Annotated in this window: 16 protein-coding genes; 12 read left to right on the plus strand and 4 right to left on the minus strand. The window is 36.0% G+C overall.

Features of this window, described 5'->3' with window-relative positions; translation table 11 throughout:
- Positions 1-8 precede the first annotated feature (8 nt).
- Together plsY and dprA are read left to right on the plus strand one after the other, a co-directional pair.
- Positions 9-641: a glycerol-3-phosphate 1-O-acyltransferase PlsY gene (gene plsY / locus ACFINM_RS04830; RefSeq protein ID WP_375629877.1), complete on the plus strand. Its 633-nt coding sequence runs from the start codon at positions 9-11 to the stop codon at positions 639-641.
- Positions 598-1,830 (plus strand): DNA-processing protein DprA, encoded by a 1,233-nt coding sequence (gene dprA, locus ACFINM_RS04835; RefSeq protein WP_375629880.1) that lies wholly within the window; start codon positions 598-600, stop codon positions 1,828-1,830. The genes plsY and dprA overlap by 44 nt, the downstream gene beginning before the upstream one ends.
- Here dprA and ACFINM_RS04840 read toward each other — a convergent pair.
- Positions 1,760-1,966 (minus strand): hypothetical protein, encoded by a 207-nt coding sequence (locus tag ACFINM_RS04840; RefSeq protein ID WP_005773510.1) that lies wholly within the window; start codon positions 1,964-1,966, stop codon positions 1,760-1,762. The genes dprA and ACFINM_RS04840 overlap by 71 nt on opposite strands.
- A 264-nt stretch (positions 1,967-2,230) precedes the next feature.
- Here ACFINM_RS04840 and topA point away from each other — a divergent pair, with 264 nt between their 5' ends.
- From topA to ACFINM_RS04875, 7 genes are all read left to right on the plus strand, one after another.
- Positions 2,231-4,804, plus strand: a complete 2,574-nt coding sequence (gene topA, locus ACFINM_RS04845) for a type I DNA topoisomerase (protein ID WP_375640805.1) — start codon at positions 2,231-2,233, stop codon at positions 4,802-4,804.
- A gap of 3 nt (positions 4,805-4,807) precedes the next feature.
- Entirely contained in the window at positions 4,808-7,078 is a 2,271-nt protein-coding gene (rnr, locus tag ACFINM_RS04850; protein ID WP_375640806.1) for a ribonuclease R, read from the plus strand.
- Between the two features lie 276 nt (positions 7,079-7,354).
- The gene (locus ACFINM_RS04855) at positions 7,355-8,527 is read left to right on the plus strand and encodes an MFS transporter (protein ID WP_375640807.1); all 1,173 of its coding nucleotides are present in this window, start codon (positions 7,355-7,357) and stop codon (positions 8,525-8,527) included.
- 102 nt (positions 8,528-8,629) lie between these two features.
- Positions 8,630-8,797, plus strand: coding sequence for a 50S ribosomal protein L33 (gene rpmG / locus ACFINM_RS04860; protein ID WP_004864083.1), 168 nt, complete (start codon positions 8,630-8,632; stop codon positions 8,795-8,797).
- 315 nt (positions 8,798-9,112) lie between these two features.
- Positions 9,113-9,676 (plus strand): thermonuclease family protein, encoded by a 564-nt coding sequence (locus ACFINM_RS04865; RefSeq protein ID WP_375640808.1) that lies wholly within the window; start codon positions 9,113-9,115, stop codon positions 9,674-9,676.
- Positions 9,677-9,704: 28 nt separating this feature from the next.
- Complete coding sequence (locus ACFINM_RS04870; protein WP_375640809.1) at positions 9,705-10,334, plus strand: uracil-DNA glycosylase family protein; 630 nt, start codon at positions 9,705-9,707, stop codon at positions 10,332-10,334.
- A gap of 21 nt (positions 10,335-10,355) precedes the next feature.
- Positions 10,356-10,847 carry an Lrp/AsnC family transcriptional regulator gene (locus tag ACFINM_RS04875; protein ID WP_375608344.1) on the plus strand — a complete coding sequence of 164 codons (492 nt, stop codon included), beginning with the start codon at positions 10,356-10,358 and terminating at the stop codon, positions 10,845-10,847.
- A gap of 48 nt (positions 10,848-10,895) precedes the next feature.
- Here ACFINM_RS04875 and cobT read toward each other — a convergent pair whose 3' ends face one another.
- The 3 genes from cobT to glpD form a co-directional block, all read right to left on the minus strand.
- Positions 10,896-11,882, minus strand: coding sequence for a nicotinate-nucleotide--dimethylbenzimidazole phosphoribosyltransferase (gene cobT / locus ACFINM_RS04880; RefSeq protein WP_375640810.1), 987 nt, complete (start codon positions 11,880-11,882; stop codon positions 10,896-10,898).
- A gap of 392 nt (positions 11,883-12,274) precedes the next feature.
- Positions 12,275-13,255 carry a tRNA dihydrouridine(20/20a) synthase DusA gene (dusA, locus tag ACFINM_RS04885; RefSeq protein WP_375621285.1) on the minus strand — a complete coding sequence of 327 codons (981 nt, stop codon included), beginning with the start codon at positions 13,253-13,255 and terminating at the stop codon, positions 12,275-12,277.
- Positions 13,256-13,957: 702 nt separating this feature from the next.
- Positions 13,958-15,487 (minus strand): glycerol-3-phosphate dehydrogenase, encoded by a 1,530-nt coding sequence (gene glpD, locus ACFINM_RS04890; RefSeq protein WP_375621286.1) that lies wholly within the window; start codon positions 15,485-15,487, stop codon positions 13,958-13,960.
- Between the two features lie 345 nt (positions 15,488-15,832).
- Between glpD and ACFINM_RS04895 the strand changes: the two genes are divergently transcribed.
- The 3 genes from ACFINM_RS04895 to accC all read left to right on the plus strand — a co-directional run bounded on the left by ACFINM_RS04895 (position 15,833) and on the right by accC (position 18,817).
- On the plus strand, positions 15,833-16,705 hold the full coding sequence (locus ACFINM_RS04895; protein WP_375621287.1) for a DsbA family protein: 873 nt from the start codon (positions 15,833-15,835) through the stop codon (positions 16,703-16,705).
- Positions 16,706-16,946: 241 nt separating this feature from the next.
- Positions 16,947-17,444, plus strand: a complete 498-nt coding sequence (gene accB, locus ACFINM_RS04900; protein ID WP_273787930.1) for an acetyl-CoA carboxylase biotin carboxyl carrier protein — start codon at positions 16,947-16,949, stop codon at positions 17,442-17,444.
- A 14-nt stretch (positions 17,445-17,458) separates the two neighbouring features.
- Positions 17,459-18,817, plus strand: coding sequence for an acetyl-CoA carboxylase biotin carboxylase subunit (accC, locus tag ACFINM_RS04905; protein ID WP_375613402.1), 1,359 nt, complete (start codon positions 17,459-17,461; stop codon positions 18,815-18,817).
- Positions 18,818-18,898: the final 81 nt, after the last annotated feature.

Genomic DNA, 18,898 nt, shown 5'->3' on the forward strand with positions numbered 1-18,898 from the left:
GATTCTTAATGAATGAAGCAGAAATATTTTTTCAATCCACTCCATGGTTTATTTTCCTCGTATCTTATCTCATTGGCTCGATTCCATTTGGGCTTCTTTTTACGAAATTGTTCAAAATTGGTGATATAAGAACAATCGGTTCCGGCAATATTGGAGCAACAAATGTTTTACGAACAGGAAATAAAAAGCTTGCTGCTCTAACACTTCTTTGTGATATGTTGAAAGGAACTATCGTTGTTTTCGTTATAAAGTTTTTTAGTGATCCGCTAGACAATAGTATCCTTGTTTCTCTAGCAGGCTTTTTTGTTTTCTTAGGACATCTTTTCCCCGTATGGCTTAAATTTAAAGGTGGCAAAGGTGTTGCTACCTATCTAGGGGTCTGCTTAGGGACCTACTGGCCCGCAGCAATTATTTTTATTATTGTATGGAGTGCGATTTTTCTCCTCACACGCTATTCTTCATTATCCGCACTCGTTGCTGTTATGATCACGCCGATATTTGTTTTTTATTTTTCCGATTCTTATTTCTGTTGTATGCTGATTGCGATGAGCATATTTGTGTTCATAAAACATTATACAAATATCGGTAGATTATTAATTGGGGAAGAAAGTAAGATTGGTACGCAAAGCGGAGATAAATAAAGGAATCCTACTTACTGATCATCAACGTCTAAGCTGGTTACGGTTATTGCGCAGTGAAAATATTGGAGCTGTTAGTTTTCGCAATCTCATTGATCATTATAAAACAGCAGAAAATGCTCTGGCAGCACTGCCAGAGCTTAGTAGAAAAGGTGGTGGTTCTGTATCTATTAAAATAGCAAGCTTAGAAGATGCAGAAAAAGAAATGCAAGAAGCTGAAAGATTAGGTGTTCGGTTTATCGGTATGGGAGAACCAGATTATCCAGCTTTTCTTAAGGTTACAGAAGCCCCTCCGCCGCTTATTGCTATCAAAGGTAATGTTTCAATTTTTCAAAAAACTTCTATTGGAATTATAGGTTCTCGAAATGCTTCAGCTGCGGGAAAAAAGCTTACGGCTCAATTTGGGCGTTTTCTCGGAGAAGCAGACTTTGTAACAATTTCTGGGCTCGCTCGTGGAATTGATAGCGTTGCGCATCAAGCAAGTTTAAAAACAGGAACTGTTGCAGTCATGGCGGGAGGAATTGATCATATCTATCCTCCTGAAAATAAAAAGTTGCATGAAGATATTATTGCCAACGGTGGAGCCATCATCAGCGAAATGCCCATTTCTTGGAAGCCGCGTGCTATCGATTTTCCAAGAAGAAACCGTATTATTGCAGCTCTATCACTTGGTCTCTTGGTTGTAGAGGCAGCCCTGCGCTCAGGGTCCTTAATTACCGCACGTCAAGCAGCTGAAATGGGACGGCTAATTTTTGCCATTCCCGGTTCTCCACTTGATCCAAGATCTGTTGGTACAAACAATCTTATCAAAGACGGTGCTCTACTCACCACACATCCTTCTGACATTATAGAAACACTTACGCCATTAATTTCACCGCTTCCAAATTCGCAACTCAATTTTTTTGAGGAACCATCCTCTTTACAACTTGAAAAGGAGAATTTTAATTTAGCAGATGAAAAAAACAGCGATCTCTCTTTAGCAGATGATGATGCAGCACGTGCAGCAGTTCTCTCCGCTCTTTCAACAACGCCAATCGATTTAGACACACTCAGTATCCACTCAGGTGTTTCACTCCCAGCTCTCTACCTCTTGTTGGTAGAACTCGACCTTGCTGGAAAGCTTATTCGACACTCTGGTGGTTGTGTGTCATTGTCGAATCTTGATCTTCCCCAAGAGCCTCAGCACTATTAATAATGCTTTGCCCTTCTTTGGCAACCATATCCAAAAGCAATGCTAAAAGCGGACTGTGCGCCTGACGTGCCATCTGATTCATTTGCTTTGACATGTCTGTAATATATTGGATAACTTTTAAATGATTTATAAACATAATCCTCTATCCTTGAGCATTTCCCCTCCTACCTCTCAATAGACGTTATCTTAGTATTTCGCCGTATGTTTTTGTAATAACAGTGGAAAATAAATCGTGTAATTCTATATAGGGTGTACTCTAATAATAACAATCATAAGTTGTACAATATTCATGTTTTTTATATGGCTAATATTTTTTTATGTGCTCTTAAGCAATTGGCATTAGCTATTCGCGTAAAAGGCGTTTATAAAAAAATTTTTATTTCAATATTTGGGTAAAATTATGAATATCGTTATCGTTGAATCTCCAGCAAAAGCAAAAACAATTAATAAATATCTTGGGTCTCAATACAAAGTTGTCGCATCATTTGGACATGTTCGTGATTTGCCTGCAAAAGATGGTTCTGTTTTACCGGATCAAGATTTTTCTATGAAATGGGATATAGATTCTGCTGCCGCTAAACGTTTAAATGAAATAGCAAAAGCCGTTAAAGAAGCTGATAGCCTTATATTAGCAACAGACCCTGATCGTGAAGGGGAAGCTATTTCATGGCATATTCTGGATGTTCTTCGTCAAAAAAAAGTTTTAAAAGATAAACCTATTAAAAGAGTTGTCTTCAATGCCATCACCAAAAAGTCTGTGCTTGATGCTATGAACAATCCACGTGATATTGATACATCCCTTGTCGATGCTTATCTTGCACGTCGTGCTCTCGATTATCTCGTTGGTTTTACACTTTCACCTGTTTTATGGCGTAAACTCCCTGGTGCGCGTTCAGCAGGACGCGTTCAATCGGTTGCTTTGCGTATTATTTGTGATCGTGAATCAGAAATAGAACATTTTATCAAAGAAGATTATTGGTCCATTACAACACAGTTAAAAACCATCCGAAATGATAGTTTCCAAGCAAGATTGACAATGTTTAATCAAAGAAAAATAGGCAAGCTTGATATTCAATCTCAAGAACAAGCAGACCAAATTCGCTTTATGCTGGAGAAAGCTCAATATCATACACTCAGTGTTGAAGCAAAACCTACAAAGAGAAATCCTTTTCCTCCATTTACAACCTCTACACTACAACAAGCAGCTTCTTCAAAACTAGGTTTTTCAGCTTCTCGCACTATGCAAATTGCCCAAAAGCTTTATGAAGGCATTGAAATTAATGGTGAAACGGCAGGGCTTATTACTTATATGCGTACCGATGGTGTGCAGATAGCACCAGAGGCTATTGATTCAGCAAGAAAAGTTATTCATGAAACTTTCGGAAAAGACTATATTCCTGAAAAGCCACGTTTTTATTCAACAAAGGCAAAAAATGCACAGGAAGCACATGAAGCGATCCGCCCAACAGATTTTCAACGCAATCCTAGTCAAGTCCGTAATTTTCTCGATAGCGATCAAGCAAAGCTCTATGATCTGATATGGAAGCGTGCCATTGCCAGCCAAATGCGCTCTGCTGAAATTGAACGTACAACTGTTGAAATTGAAGCACAGACAGGAGAAAACTGTGCAAATCTACGGGCAACAGGATCTGTTATTCGCTTTGATGGCTTTATTTCCGTCTACACGGATCAACGAGACGAAGAAAATAATGAAGAAAATGAAACAACACGTTTACCACAAATAAACACTGGTGAAGCACTTACAAAAGAAAAAGTTGAATCTGTACAACATACCACAGAGCCCCCTCCCCGTTATTCTGAAGCCTCCTTAATTAAAAAGCTTGAAGAATTAGGAATTGGTCGTCCTTCAACTTATGCCTCCACATTGGCGACATTGTGTGATCGTGGATATATTATCATTGATAAGCGAAAACTTATTCCTGATGCTAAGGGGCGTATTGTTACAGCCTTTCTTGAAAATTTCTTTAATCGCTATGTAGAATATAGTTTTACAGCAGATCTTGAAGAAAAACTGGATCTTATCTCTGATGGCAAACTTTCTTGGAAAGATGTATTACGCGATTTTTGGGATGGATTTAATGCCTCTATTAGCAATATCCAAGAACTCCGTATCACCAATGTCCTTGATATTTTAAATGTAACATTAGCACCTCTTGCTTTTCCTGAACGCGAAGATGGAAGTGATGTGCGTTCCTGCCCTCTTTGTAAAAATGGTCAATTATCATTAAAACTCGGCCGTTATGGCGCTTTTGTTGGCTGTTCCAATTATCCTGAATGCAAATACACACGCCAACTTGGTACAGATACAAAAGAAGATAATGAAGTTGCGCACAATGACGAACCTGTTATACTTGGGATTGATCCTGAAACAGGAAAAGATATCTCTCTTCGCAATGGCCGTTTTGGTCCCTATATTCAACGAGGTGAAAGCAAAGAAGTTAAGCGCGCAGGACTACCAAAAGAATGGCAGGCAGAAAACATAACCCTCGAAAAGGCCTTGGCTTTACTATCCCTTCCCCGTGAAATTGGCCTTCATCCTGAAACTGGCAAAATGATTACCGCGACAATTGGACGATATGGTCCCTACCTTAGTCATAATGGAAAATCTGCACGCCTTCTTCATGCAGATGAAGTTTTTGATATTGGTATTAATCGCGCTGTTACAGTATTGGCAGAACAACAAGAAAATAAAACCAAGCAAAGCAGAGCAACATCTGCAGCATTGGCAACATTAGGAGAGCATCCAGAAGGCGGAACAGTCACCGTACGCAATGGACGTTACGGTCCTTATGTCAATTGGGGTAAAATTAATGCAACATTGCCAAAAGAGAAAGATCCCATTAGTGTAACACTTCCAGAGGCATTAGAACTTATATTGGCCAAAGAATCGAGCAAAAAGACAACTTCAAAAAGAGCTTCTTCCAAGACAAAAGCAAAGACAAAAGAGACATAAATTTTGGCTAAAGATGAAAAAAACGTAAAATATCTCTCCTCATTCAAGGGAGAAAAATTGCCCAATAAGGAAGAAATTATTTCCTTTATTAATGAGAATCCTGATCGATCAAATAAACGAGAAATAGCCAAAGCTTTTAACTTAAAAGGTAATTCTCGTATCTGGCTTAAAGATATATTACGTGCGTTAAAGGATCAAAATCTTATATCTAAACAGCGCAAAAGAGAAATAAACAAAGGAAAATTGCCTCCTGTTGCTTTAGTAAAAATTAGTGAACGTGATAAAGATGGCGGTTTTATTGCACAACCTCTTGAATGGGAAGATACGCCAAAGCCCAATATTGAAATACACTCTTTTCATCACATAAAGGGAGGGAGTGTTGGCGTTGGAGATCATGTTCTTGTAAAAGTTTTTCGAAATAAAAATTCTCAAAATCCCCCATATAGGGGGCGAATTATTCGTAAAATTGAACTATCCCCAAAGAGCGCATTTGGTATTGTACGAAAGTTGGAAAATAATCAATGGCGCCTTGATCCTATAGATCGCAAAACCAATGAGCTCATAGTTGAAATGTCTCCAGACATGAAGATTGAAACGGGTGATCTTGTTGAAGTTGAAATAAAAAAAAATACTGGTTATGGACTAAAAAGTGCACAAGTAAAAAATGTCTTAGGACATATTAAGAGTGAAAAAACACTCTCCATGATTGCTCTTCTCTCAAAAGGAATTCCTTATATTTTTCCTGAAAGCGTTCTTGAGCAAGTTAAACATATCAAAGCTGCCAAGATGGATAACCGCGAAGATTGGCGACAATTACCATTTATTACGATCGATCCACCAGATGCCAAAGACCATGATGATGCAGTTTATGCAACCAAGGATAAGGATCCAGCAAATAATGATGGTTGGATTATTATTGTAGCCATTGCAGATGTTTCTTATTATATCAAAACAGGAAGCGCTTTAGATAAAGAAGCATTGAAACGTGGAAATTCTGTTTATTTTCCCGATACCGTTGTGCCAATGTTACCTGAACGCCTTTCTCATGATTTATGTTCTCTGCATGAAGGAAAAGAAAGACCAGCTTTAGCCGTTCGTATGATTTTTGATGCAAACGGTAATAAACGAAAACATAGTTTTCATCGTACTATGATTCGTGTAAGAGCCAAACTTTCTTATCAAGAAGTACAATTGGCAATTGAAGGTAATATAAATGAAAAAATAGCCCCTCTTTTTGAGAGCATTTTGCACCCCTTATGGGAAGCCTATGCATGCCTTAAAACTGCGCGAAATTGTCGCCAACCACTAGAATTAGAAATTGCAGAAAAAAAGATTATTCTTGATCAAAATGGATCTATCCAAGATGTTGTGAGTGAAGAACATCTAGAAGCCCATCGTTTGATTGAAGAGTTTATGATACAAGCCAATATTGCAGCTTCTGAAACATTAAAACAACATCACCAGCCGCTCATTTATCGTATTCATGAAAAACCTTCTCTTGCTAAGCAAGAAATACTTCGGAGCTTTCTTCAAAGTTTAGGGATATCACTCTCTAAAAGTGCAGAACTAACATCAGCACGTCTTAATAGAATTTTAGAAAAGGTCGCTCATACTGAACAACAAGAACTGATCAATCAAGTTATTTTGCGTTCACAATCACAGGCAGAATACAACCCTAAAAACAGTGGCCATTTTGGTTTGAATTTGCAGAACTATACGCATTTTACATCACCAATTCGCCGTTATGCTGACCTCATTATTCATCGAGCACTCATTAAAGCTCTCAAATTAGGAAATGATCAATTAACAGATACACAAGAACAAAATCTTGCAGAAATTGCTACGCAAGTTTCTTTATACGAACGCCGTGCAATGATGGCTGAAAGAGAAACGATTGATCGGCTTGTTGCTCACTATTTAATGAATAAAATCGGTCGTATTTTTACAGGTCGCATTTCCGGAGTTACAAAAGCAGGTCTTTTTATCTCACTTGATAAACTCAATACAGATGGTTTTGTCCATATTTCTACACTTAAAAATGATTATTATCATTTTGATGAAGCACAACATGTTCTTGTAGGACAGCGTAGCCATAAAGGCTATCAGCTCAGTGATGTTGTAGAAGTAAAACTTATAACGGTACAACCTTTTGCTGGCGCTTTATGCTTTGAACTGTTAACAAAACCTCGTCCAATAAAATTTTCACCGACATCCTACCATAAAAACAAATTAAAAAAACAAAAGTATACTCTTTATGGGAAAAGAAAAAATTAAGCTTCTTTCCCTCAATTACATAGAATATGAATAATAAATTCAATTTAAGAAATGACTTATATTATATAATATTTATATTATTTTATATATACAATCTTATTTCTTTAGTATACAAGAGGATAAATTTTATTATTAAGTCTATAATAACCATATAAAAATCTTGCAGTTTTTTATACTTAGGAAATGAGAGAAACTGCAAAGGATAGTTTTGGCTCCCTTTCATTTCAGCTCATCTTTTCATTGTTTAAATAAACAAGAGTACCTTAAGCCATTCTCATGAAAAAAAAACCTTTTGACTCTCAAAATAATTCTTTGCGTGCAATTATTGCCGCTATTGCAACCATTGGCACTGTTGGAACAGCATTGGCAATGGGAACACAACTTGTCTCTCTTCTTATGGCAGAGAAAGGACTTTCCAACAGTACAATCGGCTATAGTGGAACAGTTGGTGGAATCGCCATAATTATTGCAGCTATTTTTACGTCTCGAATTGCCTTATGCTTAGGAATCGCTCAAACAATATTGCTTATGATGGCGATAGGATCTTTAAGTTTTTTAGGATTCTATTTTTTTGATCCCATATGGGTTTGGTTTATTTTAAAGTTTATATTACATTTCAGCATGACAGTTATGTTTATCCTGTCAGAGTTTTGGATCAACAGTTATGCTCCCCCCAAAAAACGCGGTTTTATCCTTTCTATTTATGCTATTGTCTTAGGATTAGGGTTTATAATAGGTCTAACGCTGCTAGCAAAAGTGGGAACACAAGGATTTATTCCTTTTGCTGTTGGATATAGCCTTATTATACTTGCTACTATACCAATTCTTACCGCTTGGAAATTAAGTCCAGAATTTCAAAAAAATCAATATATGCCATTTTTTCGTTATCTTTTTCACGTTCCAAGTGCAATGATGGCGGTCCTTGTTTACGGGGCCATTCAAATGGGCGTATTAACTCTTATAATACCCTTTAGTTTATCCATTGGTTATAATGAGAATGAAGCAGCACATTTTATGGCAACCCTTGCACTTGGGAATATTTTCCTCTTAATTCCTATCAGCATTATAAGCGACTACGCCAAAGATCGACGCTACCCGCTGATGAGTTGCGCTATTTTAGGTTTTATAGGAACTTTTATAGTACCATGGATTCTTCAATATCCATGGATTCTGATGCTTGATTTGTTTTTTCTGGGTGGTGTATCAGCGAGCCTTTATACAATTAGTCTTGCACATTTAGGAGCCCGTCTCAAGGGGCAAGAGCTTGCTGCTGCTAATTCTGCTTTTATTTTTTGTTATGGAATTGGTATGCTCATCGGACCGACCTTTATCGGAAAATCCATGGATATCTTTAAACCCTTTGGTTTTTCAATAGCTATGGCTGTTTTTTTCGGTTTATATGTCATTTTCGTGTTTGTCCAACTTATGAGAAAATTAATCAGCTCTTGACTTTTTTGAGAACATCCGTAGTGTTGCCGGAAAATCTGATGATGTCGGAAATAAGTTTTGACAGCAATAATATTTTTTCAGTATAAATAGGGTACTTACATTATGGCTAAAGCAGCAACCATTAAGATCAAGCTTTTATCAACTGCGGATACTGGTTTTTTCTATGTAACAAAGAAAAACAGCCGTACAATGACAGATAAAATGAGCAAGCGTAAATATGATCCAGTTGTAAAAAAACACGTTGAATTTAAAGAAACAAAAATTAAATAAATAAAATTATCATTGAATTGATAGATTTTATATTCCAAAAGAAATGTGGGAGTATTGCTCTTCAAATTTATTTTTTGAGGGGTGTTTTTTATTTCCTTAAGTTTAAAAAGTTTACTTTAAACTTTGTATGTTTTGTACGGATTTGGATAAGTTGATTTATTATTTAAGTTGCTTACATATATTCTGTATGAGTATTTGATTATTGTGATATCTAATGAAAATTTTGTCATTAAAACGAAACATTGTTTCGTCATATGAATAAAGTTTCTCGATACTAAAATAGAGTTATAATAATGTTAGCAGTTTCTTTATTTCATGAAAAAATCTTTTTCTCATTTTAATCTAAGAAGCTTTAATCTAAAAGTTATCGGTTTCAGTATTTTTGTTGCTGCTAGCATTCTTATCATTATGTCAACTTATTTTAAGAAAACTCAGCGGTTGCCTCAAAAAGAAAAATTTTCTTCTCAAAACTCTGTTGAAGGAAATGCATTAATCATTGATGGCGATACCATTATGATTTCTTCAATTAAGATTCGACTAGCTGGAATTGATGCTCCTGAACTCCACCAATTTTGTGGAAAAAAGGAAGCGCGCTACCCTTGTGGGCTTGAGGCAAAAAAATATTTAGAAAAACTATTAAAAAATCAAACTGTTACATGTCACTGGAAAAAAACAGATAAATATCGCCGTATTCTTGCAACATGTAAAACAAAACAAGTTAGCAATATCAACGCAACACTTGTACATAATGGTTGGGCTGTAAATTATTATGAATACCCCAAAGAAGAGCAAGAAGCTAGAAAGAAAAAGAAAGGAATATGGGCATCAAGTTTTCAACGACCAAAAGAATGGCGCAAAGCAAATCCTCGCACAGAATAAAAAAAATATTTTTTAATTTTATTTACTAATGAAACAATGTAGCCCAATTATCAAACTTGAAAAAGAGATCTATTCCTGTCGTGTTTGCGTCCAACAACCCCATTATTTTCCTCCTCTTCCTCATGAACCAAACCCTGTCGTTTATTTATCCGATACTGCTTCGATTGCAATTGCAGGCCAAGCACCAGGGTTGCGTGTCCATGAAACTTCTATCCCTTTTAATGATCGCTCTGGCGAAAAATTGCGTAATTGGCTAGGTGTCACGAAAGAAGAATTTTATAATAAATCTCTCTTTGCTATTGTTCCTATGGGATTTTGTTTTCCAGGTTATGATAAAAATAAAGCTGATTTACCACCAAGACGTGAATGTCGAGAAATATGGCATGAAAAGATATTTCAGGCAATGCCTCAAATAAAGCTTGTTCTTGCTATTGGCAGTTATGCGCAAAAGTGGCACATTACAGAATTAAAACATAAAACCGTTTCTGCAACTGTTGGTGATTGGAGAAATATTCTTTCCATTCCTCAACCTCGAGGCTATAATGTTATGCCTTTGCCTCATCCGTCATGGCGAAATACTTTTTGGTTACAGAAAAACCCATGGTTTAACGATGAGCTTATTGTATATCTGCGTCGTTTAGTGCGTAAATTTTTATAAATTAAAATATTGAGAAAAAATATGGATCGTCTTGACCGAAAAATTTTACATCTTTTGCAAGAAAATGCGACACTTTCTGTTGCTGATATTGCTAAAAAAGTGGGACTTTCGACCACTCCTTGCTGGCGTAGAATTCAAAAACTTGAAGAAGATGGCGTCATTCAGCGTCGTGTTGCTGTTCTTTCTCCAGAAAAAGTAAACGCACACGTCACTGTTTTTGTGTCTATTCGCACAAATACACATAGTCATGAATGGTTTAAGCGTTTTTCAAAAATTGTGCAAGAATTCCGTGAAGTCATTGAATTTTATCGAATGAGTGGAGATATTGACTATTTATTGCGTGTTGTTGTGCCCAACATTGAAGCTTATGATCTTTTTTATAAAAAATTAATTTCTAAAATTGACATCCGTGATGTCTCTTCTTCTTTCGCAATGGAACAGATTAAATATACAACAGAACTTCCACTTAATTATATTAAATTACACGACAAGACGCATGAACAAAGCTCTTAAGATTTTTTATATCCGTCTTATGATCTTTTAGGCATTCAAACTTTCTTGTTAAAAAACCACCATTTGTGCATGTGTTAAAACAGCAGCTTTGACAATACCAGCTGCCATAGCTGCTCCTGTTCCTTCACCAAGACGCATCCCTAAATCTAGAAGTGGTTCTTTGCCAATTTTTTTTAAAAGTTTACGATGAGCTGTCTCAGAAGAAACATGTCCAACAAGGGTATGATCAAGAGCTTTTGGATGCATTTTATAAAGAACCGCTGCAGCTACTGTTGCCACAAAACCATCTAAAATAACGGGTATTTTTTCTATTCTTGCTGCTAAAATAGCACCAACCATAGCAGCAATCTCACGTCCTCCTAAGCGACGCATTATCTCAAAAGGATCATTAAAATAATCCTTATGCAAAGAAATGGCTGTCTTAACCGCTGCAATTTTACGCTGATAAAAATCGCCTTCTGATTCCATACCATTTCCTGTCCATTCTTCCACTTCCCCTCCAAACAATGCTAAGCATAAAGCTGAAGCTATTGTTGTGTTTCCAATTCCCATTTCTCCAATACATAAAAGATCTGTCCCACCCGCAATGGATTCCATTCCAAATGCCATTGTAGCAGCCGCACTCCGCTCATCCATTGCGGCATCCTTCGTAATATTCATTGTTGGATATTCCAATGCTAAATCAAAAATTTTTAATCCAAGATCATAAGCAATACAAATTTGATTGATAGCAGCTCTACCAGATGCAAAATTTTCTACCATTTTTTGTGTCATAGATTGTGGAAATGGTGTAATATTCTCCTCTACAATACCATGGTTTCCAGAAAAAATAGCAACCAAAGGTCGCGTTACGATAGGTTTTTCTGTACCCCTCCACCCCGCATACCAAACAGCAATATCTCCTAGTTTTCCCAATGTTCCTTGCTCTTTTGTTAAGTTTTTTTGCCGTTTTTTTGCCAAAATTATAGAAAACTCATCAGCAACAGGTAAATTTGTAAGCAAAGCACGAAAATCATCAAATGGACTAGCGATCATAAGGATACCTTTTAAAATCTACAATGTTTATGAAAATCACGTCATATATACAGGATATAAATAATTTATTGTTTTTTTAACAGTGCTTTAAAAAAGTTAAATACTATGAAGGCAATAATTTCTATATTCTATTTTCTACCCCAATAACAAACGTGCAAGATTCAAAATGTTATTAATATCTTATGACTACCTTTACAGTGATACCCTTAAGTTATTTTTTATTTAATAAGTATAATCAGCATGCCGTTTAATATATAAATTCTAACATTCTTATTCATAATAAAAGTTATAAACTTTCAAAAACTTATAAAATTAAAAGGATCAAAATTATCGCAAAGAAATCAAAACGCAAAGGATCTCAACTCTAATATATGTTAATTGTCTGACTGTTATTAAATGAGAGCATAAAAAGCTTCTTTTAAAGTACATATATCTGCGTTTGGTTTTGTCGCATCATTTGATAGTATTTGCCGCCATCGACGTGCCCCACCCCGCCCATGAAATAAACCAATCATGTGACGCGTCACATGAGAAAGCCGCCCCCCCGATGCAATATGTCGAGCCGCATAATCACACATAACCTCAATAAGATCACTCTCACTTAGACTATTCTGCGACTCACCATAGAGTTCAAAATCAATATGTTTTAACAAAGTTGGATCATGATAAACTTGGCGACCAACCATGACAGCATCACAGAAAGTTAAGTGTTCTTTGATCTCATCAATCGATTTAATTCCACCATTTATCCCAATGAATTTATGAGGATATTGACGTTTTAATTTGTAAACCCTTTCATAATTAAGGGGCGGAATATTGCGATTTTCTTTCGGACTCAATCCTTGTAGCCATGCCTTGCGTGCATGTATCCAAAGCGCATCACATCCAGCATTCCAAACCTGATTAGCCAAAAGATCTAACGCTAACTCTTCATCTTGTTCGTCCACTCCAATCCGACATTTGACAGTTACAGGTATAGTAACCTCTCGTTTTATTGCTTCTACGGCATTTGCCACAATGTCTGGATGTAGCATCAAACAAGCTCCAAAGACACCTGCTTGAACACGATTTGATGGGCAACCAACATTGAGATTTATTTCGTTGTAGCCAAAATCCTCAGCAATTCGTGCAGCTTCTGCTAACTTTTTCGGATCTGCGCCCCCTAATTGTAATGCAACTGGACATTCTTTGTCGCTAAAAGCCAACAATTGTTCGCGAACACCATGAATGACAGCATCTGCTACCATCATTTCCGTATAAAGGAGAGCTTTTTTCGTTAAAAGACGATAAAAAAATCTGCAATGTCGGTCTGTCCAGTCCAACATTGGTGCTACTGCAAATTTTATAGGCGATGGAAGGTTGTAAAATATCATGAGGGTATTACTCTCATGTCCCTATAGCTCTCTCTTTATACATAAAAAAATACTTACTTTTAGTTTACGGAAAATTTTATTCTCTTATACTATCATGAGTATAATAACAGCTCATTATTTTCAATTGATATCAAGGTTTACTACAATCAATCATGCCACAACACAATATCGCATTTCTCATAGATTAGTGTTCAGGTATATAAACATGAAAAAAGAAGATTTTTACTATAATATAAAAAACTCATTTATAAGTTCTTCTTATTACGCTCTTCAAGCCTCTTCCCTTACATGATTTAGTACAGCGTTTAAGATAATAAATGCTAAACTAACACATTATAGAATTTTTCATGATCGATTTAATTTTCTTTATATTTTTTTAACTCATTGTGCAAATAAACGATACAGAAAGTAGCTTTTATCTTCTCTTAAAGAAGAAAAAAACCTTATTTCACACGAATCTAATTATAAATTATTTTTTATCAATGAGTTCTTTTTGGTAATATTCTTAGATTTCACTTTATAAGATAGACAAATTTCATCTTAAATATTCTATCTAATTTTGCCATTTTGTGATTCTTGCAAAAAAAAACTAAAATCAGGGTATAGACAACCATTGCCTTTTTAATATCTATAACTAATATCAGTATCTCTCGAAGGAAAATATTTTACAATATTGCAGATACAATCTGTAAAATGAAATGATCATAAACGTTGTTCAATCTCTTGTTGGCTTTGCATATAGGAAGAAAGAGTATCAACCTCTTGTTCATTAAATAGGAGCCCCAGTTTTGAACGACGCCATAACACATCTTCACATACTTTAGCCCATTCTTTTTCCATCAACCATTTTACTTCTACTTCATAAAGCCCATGTCCAAAATTTTTTCCTTTATTTGCCTTACCATGTGCAAAGATCACCAATGCTTCCGTACCGTAGGAGCGTGCAAGCCTGCGATGTGTAAAAGCATCTAAATCTGGCATTAAAAGAGCAATCCTATTTTCGATTGTATCTAATTTGTTATAGGGAAAATCACCCCCTGGAAGTACTGCCTTAGCCGTCCATGATGCTCCCTTTTTACCAAGCTCTTTTTCAACAAATTTCATCGCATCTTCAGCCAACTTACGATAAGTTGTAATCTTTCCACCATAAAGATTAAGTATCTTTGGTGTCGTTCCTGTTCCCATTTCTTTTAAAACATAATCGCGCGTAATTTCTTGTGCTTTTGAAGCTCCATCATCATAGAGTGGACGAACTCCAGAGTAAGACCAGACAATCGTTTCAGGCAACACTGGTTGTATGAAATATTCACTGGCTGCTGCACAAATATAATCAATTTCTGTATCAGTAATATGAACGTCAGCCGGATCTCCTTGATAATTACAATCTGTTGTTCCAAGTAAGGTAAACTCTTCTTGATACGGAATAGCAAATATAATACGCCCATCACCATTTTGAAAAATATAAGCACGATCATGAGTATAAAGCTTGGGAACTAAAATATGAGAACCTCTAACAAGCCGTACTGGTGGATGTTCTTTACAATCTAATATGCTTGCTAAAACATGATCAATCCAAGGACCTGTCATATTCGCGACATAAGAAGCTGTGACACTATATTCTTTGCTACTTAACTTGTCTTGAAGAAAGATACGCCATTTATTGTCTTCTTTTTTTAAAGAGAGAACTTCTGTTCGTACTTTTATATCAGCTCCCCACTTTTCTGCATCACGAGCATTGCCAATAACTAAACGCGCATCATCTACTCTTGCATCAGAATATTCAAAACCTCTCTGATATTCTTTCTTCAGTGTAGAGCAAAATTTTTGTGAAAAATTAATCGTTTTACTGCGCCACAATTTCTGATTCCAATTCCCTAAATAATCATAAATAAAAAGTCCAAAACGCAACATCCAAGCAGGGCGCAATTCTTTATGATAAGGAAGGAGAAAACGCAAAGGACGCACAATATGTGGAGCCATACGTAAAATAATCTCGCGTTCTTTCAATGCTTCACGAACAAGTTTGAACTCATAGTGTTCAAGATAACGAAGCCCACCATGAATAAGCTTTGTTGACGCACTTGAGGTCCCAGATGCAAGATCGTTCATTTCAGCCAATCCCACTTTAAATCCGCGTCCTGCTGCATCTCTTGCCAATCCACAGCCGTTTATCCCTCCTCCAATGATAAACAGATCATAATGTGTTGTGGTTTTCATAATTTCACTTTTCATTATTTAATTTTGTTTCTCAGTACTCAATAAAGCAACAGGAAAAAATAATACAAATGTTCTTCATTGTATTATCAACGTACTTTTTCCTAAAATAAACACGCACAAAAAGCTTTTGATACCCTTATACATCAAAACAACATTTGACAAATTAAAGAGAATTTTTTTATCTTTTACAAAACATAATCCTTACCAAGCCAAGGTTTATCATATGAAATCTTTTTAGAGAAAAATTGATGTTTTTTCTCATTCTTAAAGATACACTATAACTAAATGCTTCATTGCACATAGATAGCGCTTTTCATATAGTTCACTCAATGACACCCTAAAAAATGTGAAGGTATACAAATGAATTATCACTCTCAAAACTCGAAAATAACACTTTTTTCAAAAATTTTAGTCATAGTTATGTCGAGTATTTTAATCTTTTTACCTTCTTTATCAAACGCAACATCACACTCAAAAACAGCAAATGATTTAAGCTTAGAAAAGCTTAAATCACAACTTTTGGAAGATTCTAGCTTTTTATCTAAGCTTAAAGAAAAAATGATACCACATACTGATTCTCATCATATTCAACAAATCGTCAGAGAGTATCTTCTTACTCATCCAGAAATTATGATTGAAATGCAGCTTATTCTTCAAGATAAGCTGGAAAAACAGAATGAATACGAAAACCAAAAACAAACTTCTGTCATTCATTCATTAGAAAAAGAGATTTTTCATTCTCCTCATGACGCTGTTTTGGGAAACCCAAATGGTAAAAGAGTGCTTGTCAATTTTTTTGATTACAACTGTGGTTATTGTAAAATTTCCTATTCAAATATAGAAGACTTGATAAAAGAATATCCAGATTTAAAGGTTATTATCAAGGACTTACCAATTTTAAGCTCTGATTCTATGGCAGCCCATACTGTTGCCTACGCATTTCGAAAACAATTTCCAGAGAAATATCCTCAGTTTCACAAAACGCTTTTAATGTATCAGGGTCGTGCAAATGAAGCTAAAGCTATTAAAGTAGCTGTTTCATTAGGAGCAGATGAAAAAAAACTACATAATGCAATAAAAGATCCCACTCTGCAAAACGCTTTTAAAGAAAACATTCAAATTGCCTCTGCACTTCATATTACGGGAACACCTTCTTACATCATTGGTGATAAAATATTCATCGGCGCAGCCAGACAAGATATTCTAAAACAAGCGATAGATAATACACAGTGAATACCTGATCCGTTTTAGGAAGAATACTGTAAATGAGGTAATTTTATGCTTTCTCTTTTTTGATAACAGGCTTATAAGTGCAATTTTACGTAAAGCAGATACGAGTTTAAATTGCAAACTATAATGATTTAAAGGAAATAAAAATCTTTAAAGCCTCAAAAGATCTCATCCCTAATCTAGAGATATTCGGTCATAAAATGAGATAATGACGATCTTCATTGATCAAGGAGTTAGAAATAAAATGGCAACAAAAAAAATGGATTCGGCAAAAACCGCAATTGATACGAAAATTATTCGTGATCTTGCTGAAATTTTGAATGATACCAATTTAACGAACATTGAAGTTGAACAAGGGGAGCTTCGTATTTGTGTCTCACGCCAAAATACCTTAACTTCTTCTGAGCAAGCAATCTATGCTCCTGTTTCTACTCCTACTTTTTCTGTAACATCTTCTCCGGTCCCAACAACTGAATCTCCCATACAATCTATCCAAGAAGATAAATCCAAAAACACAATAACCTCTCCAATGGTTGGAACAGCTTATCTTGCACCTTCACCAGGTGCACAACCTTTTGTAGAAGTAGGACAAAATGTTTCTGAAGGAGAGACATTACTTATTATTGAAGCCATGAAAACAATGAATCAAATTTCATCACCACGCTCAGGCACGGTAACCACTGTTCTTGTCAAAGATGGCCAACCTGTTGAATTTGGTGAACCACTTATTATTGTTGAATAAAGCGAGGGGCAACCATGATTCGAAAAATCCTCATTGCTAATCGAGGAGAAATTGCTCTTCGCGTTTTACGTGCATGTAAAGAACTTGGCATAAAAACCGTGGCTGTTCACTCTACCGCTGATGCAGATGCAATGCATGTTCGTCTTGCTGACGAAAGTGTTTGTATTGGCCCTCCTCCCGCTCGTGATTCTTATTTGAGTATTCAGCAAATTATTGCTGCTTGTGAAATTACAGGAGCGGATGCTGTTCATCCAGGTTATGGCTTTCTTTCTGAAAATGCAAAATTTGCAGATGTTCTAGAAGCCCATGATATTACATTCATCGGTCCAACAGCTACTCATATCCGCATCATGGGCGATAAAATCGAAGCAAAGAAAACCGCCAAAAAACTTGGTATTCCTGTAGTTCCAGGTTCAGATGGAGCAGTCACTGAAGAATCAGATGCTTTACGCACTGCTCGTGAAATTGGTTATCCAGTTATTATAAAAGCTTCTGCCGGTGGTGGCGGACGTGGTATGAAAGTCGTTCATTCTGAACAAGAATTTTCTATAGCTCTCAAAACAACGCGTTCAGAAGCGAAAGCTGCTTTTGGTGATGACGCTGTTTACATAGAAAAATATTTAGAAAAACCTCGTCATATTGAAATTCAAGTTATAGGTGATGGTGCGGGAAATGCTATTCATTTAGGAGAACGCGATTGTTCACTTCAACGACGGCATCAAAAAGTATGGGAAGAAGCTACGTCACCTGCACTTAATGAAACTGAACGGAAAAAAATTGGAAATATTGTTGCAAATGCCTGTGCTCAACTTGGATATCGTGGAGCTGGTACTATTGAATTTCTTTATGAAAATGGCGAATTTTATTTTATTGAAATGAATACACGTTTACAAGTCGAGCATCCTGTAACTGAAGCAATTACAGGTATAGATTTAGTCCACGAACAAATCCATATTGCATCAGGCTGTAAACTTTCGGTAACACAAGATGAAGTCTGTTTTTCTGGTCATGCCATTGAATGCCGTATTAATGCAGAAGATCCCATTAACTTTACGCCATCACCTGGAACCATTACACATTTTCATACACCTGGAGGTTTAGGGATTCGTGTTGATTCAGGCGCTTATTCAGGTTATCGTATCCCTCCTTACTATGATAGCATGATTGGAAAGCTAATTGTTCATGGACGTACCCGTTTAGAATGTATGATGCGTTTACGGCGTGCTTTAGATGAATTTGTCGTCGATGGGATAAAAACTACACTACCTCTTTTTCGCGATCTTATTAATAATCAAGATGTTGCTGATGGTAATTATAATATTCACTGGCTAGAAAATTACCTTGCTCATCAATCAAAGTCTTCAGATTCGTAATTCGATAGCAAAACGGTGCATTCTTATAAAAGACTCTATAAGATATCAACATAAGGATAGTTCCAACCTTGCTGTAAAAAG

Source organism: Bartonella sp. AA168HLJHH (assembly GCF_042197365.1).
In the GTDB taxonomy this organism is placed as follows: domain Bacteria; phylum Pseudomonadota; class Alphaproteobacteria; order Rhizobiales; family Rhizobiaceae; genus Bartonella.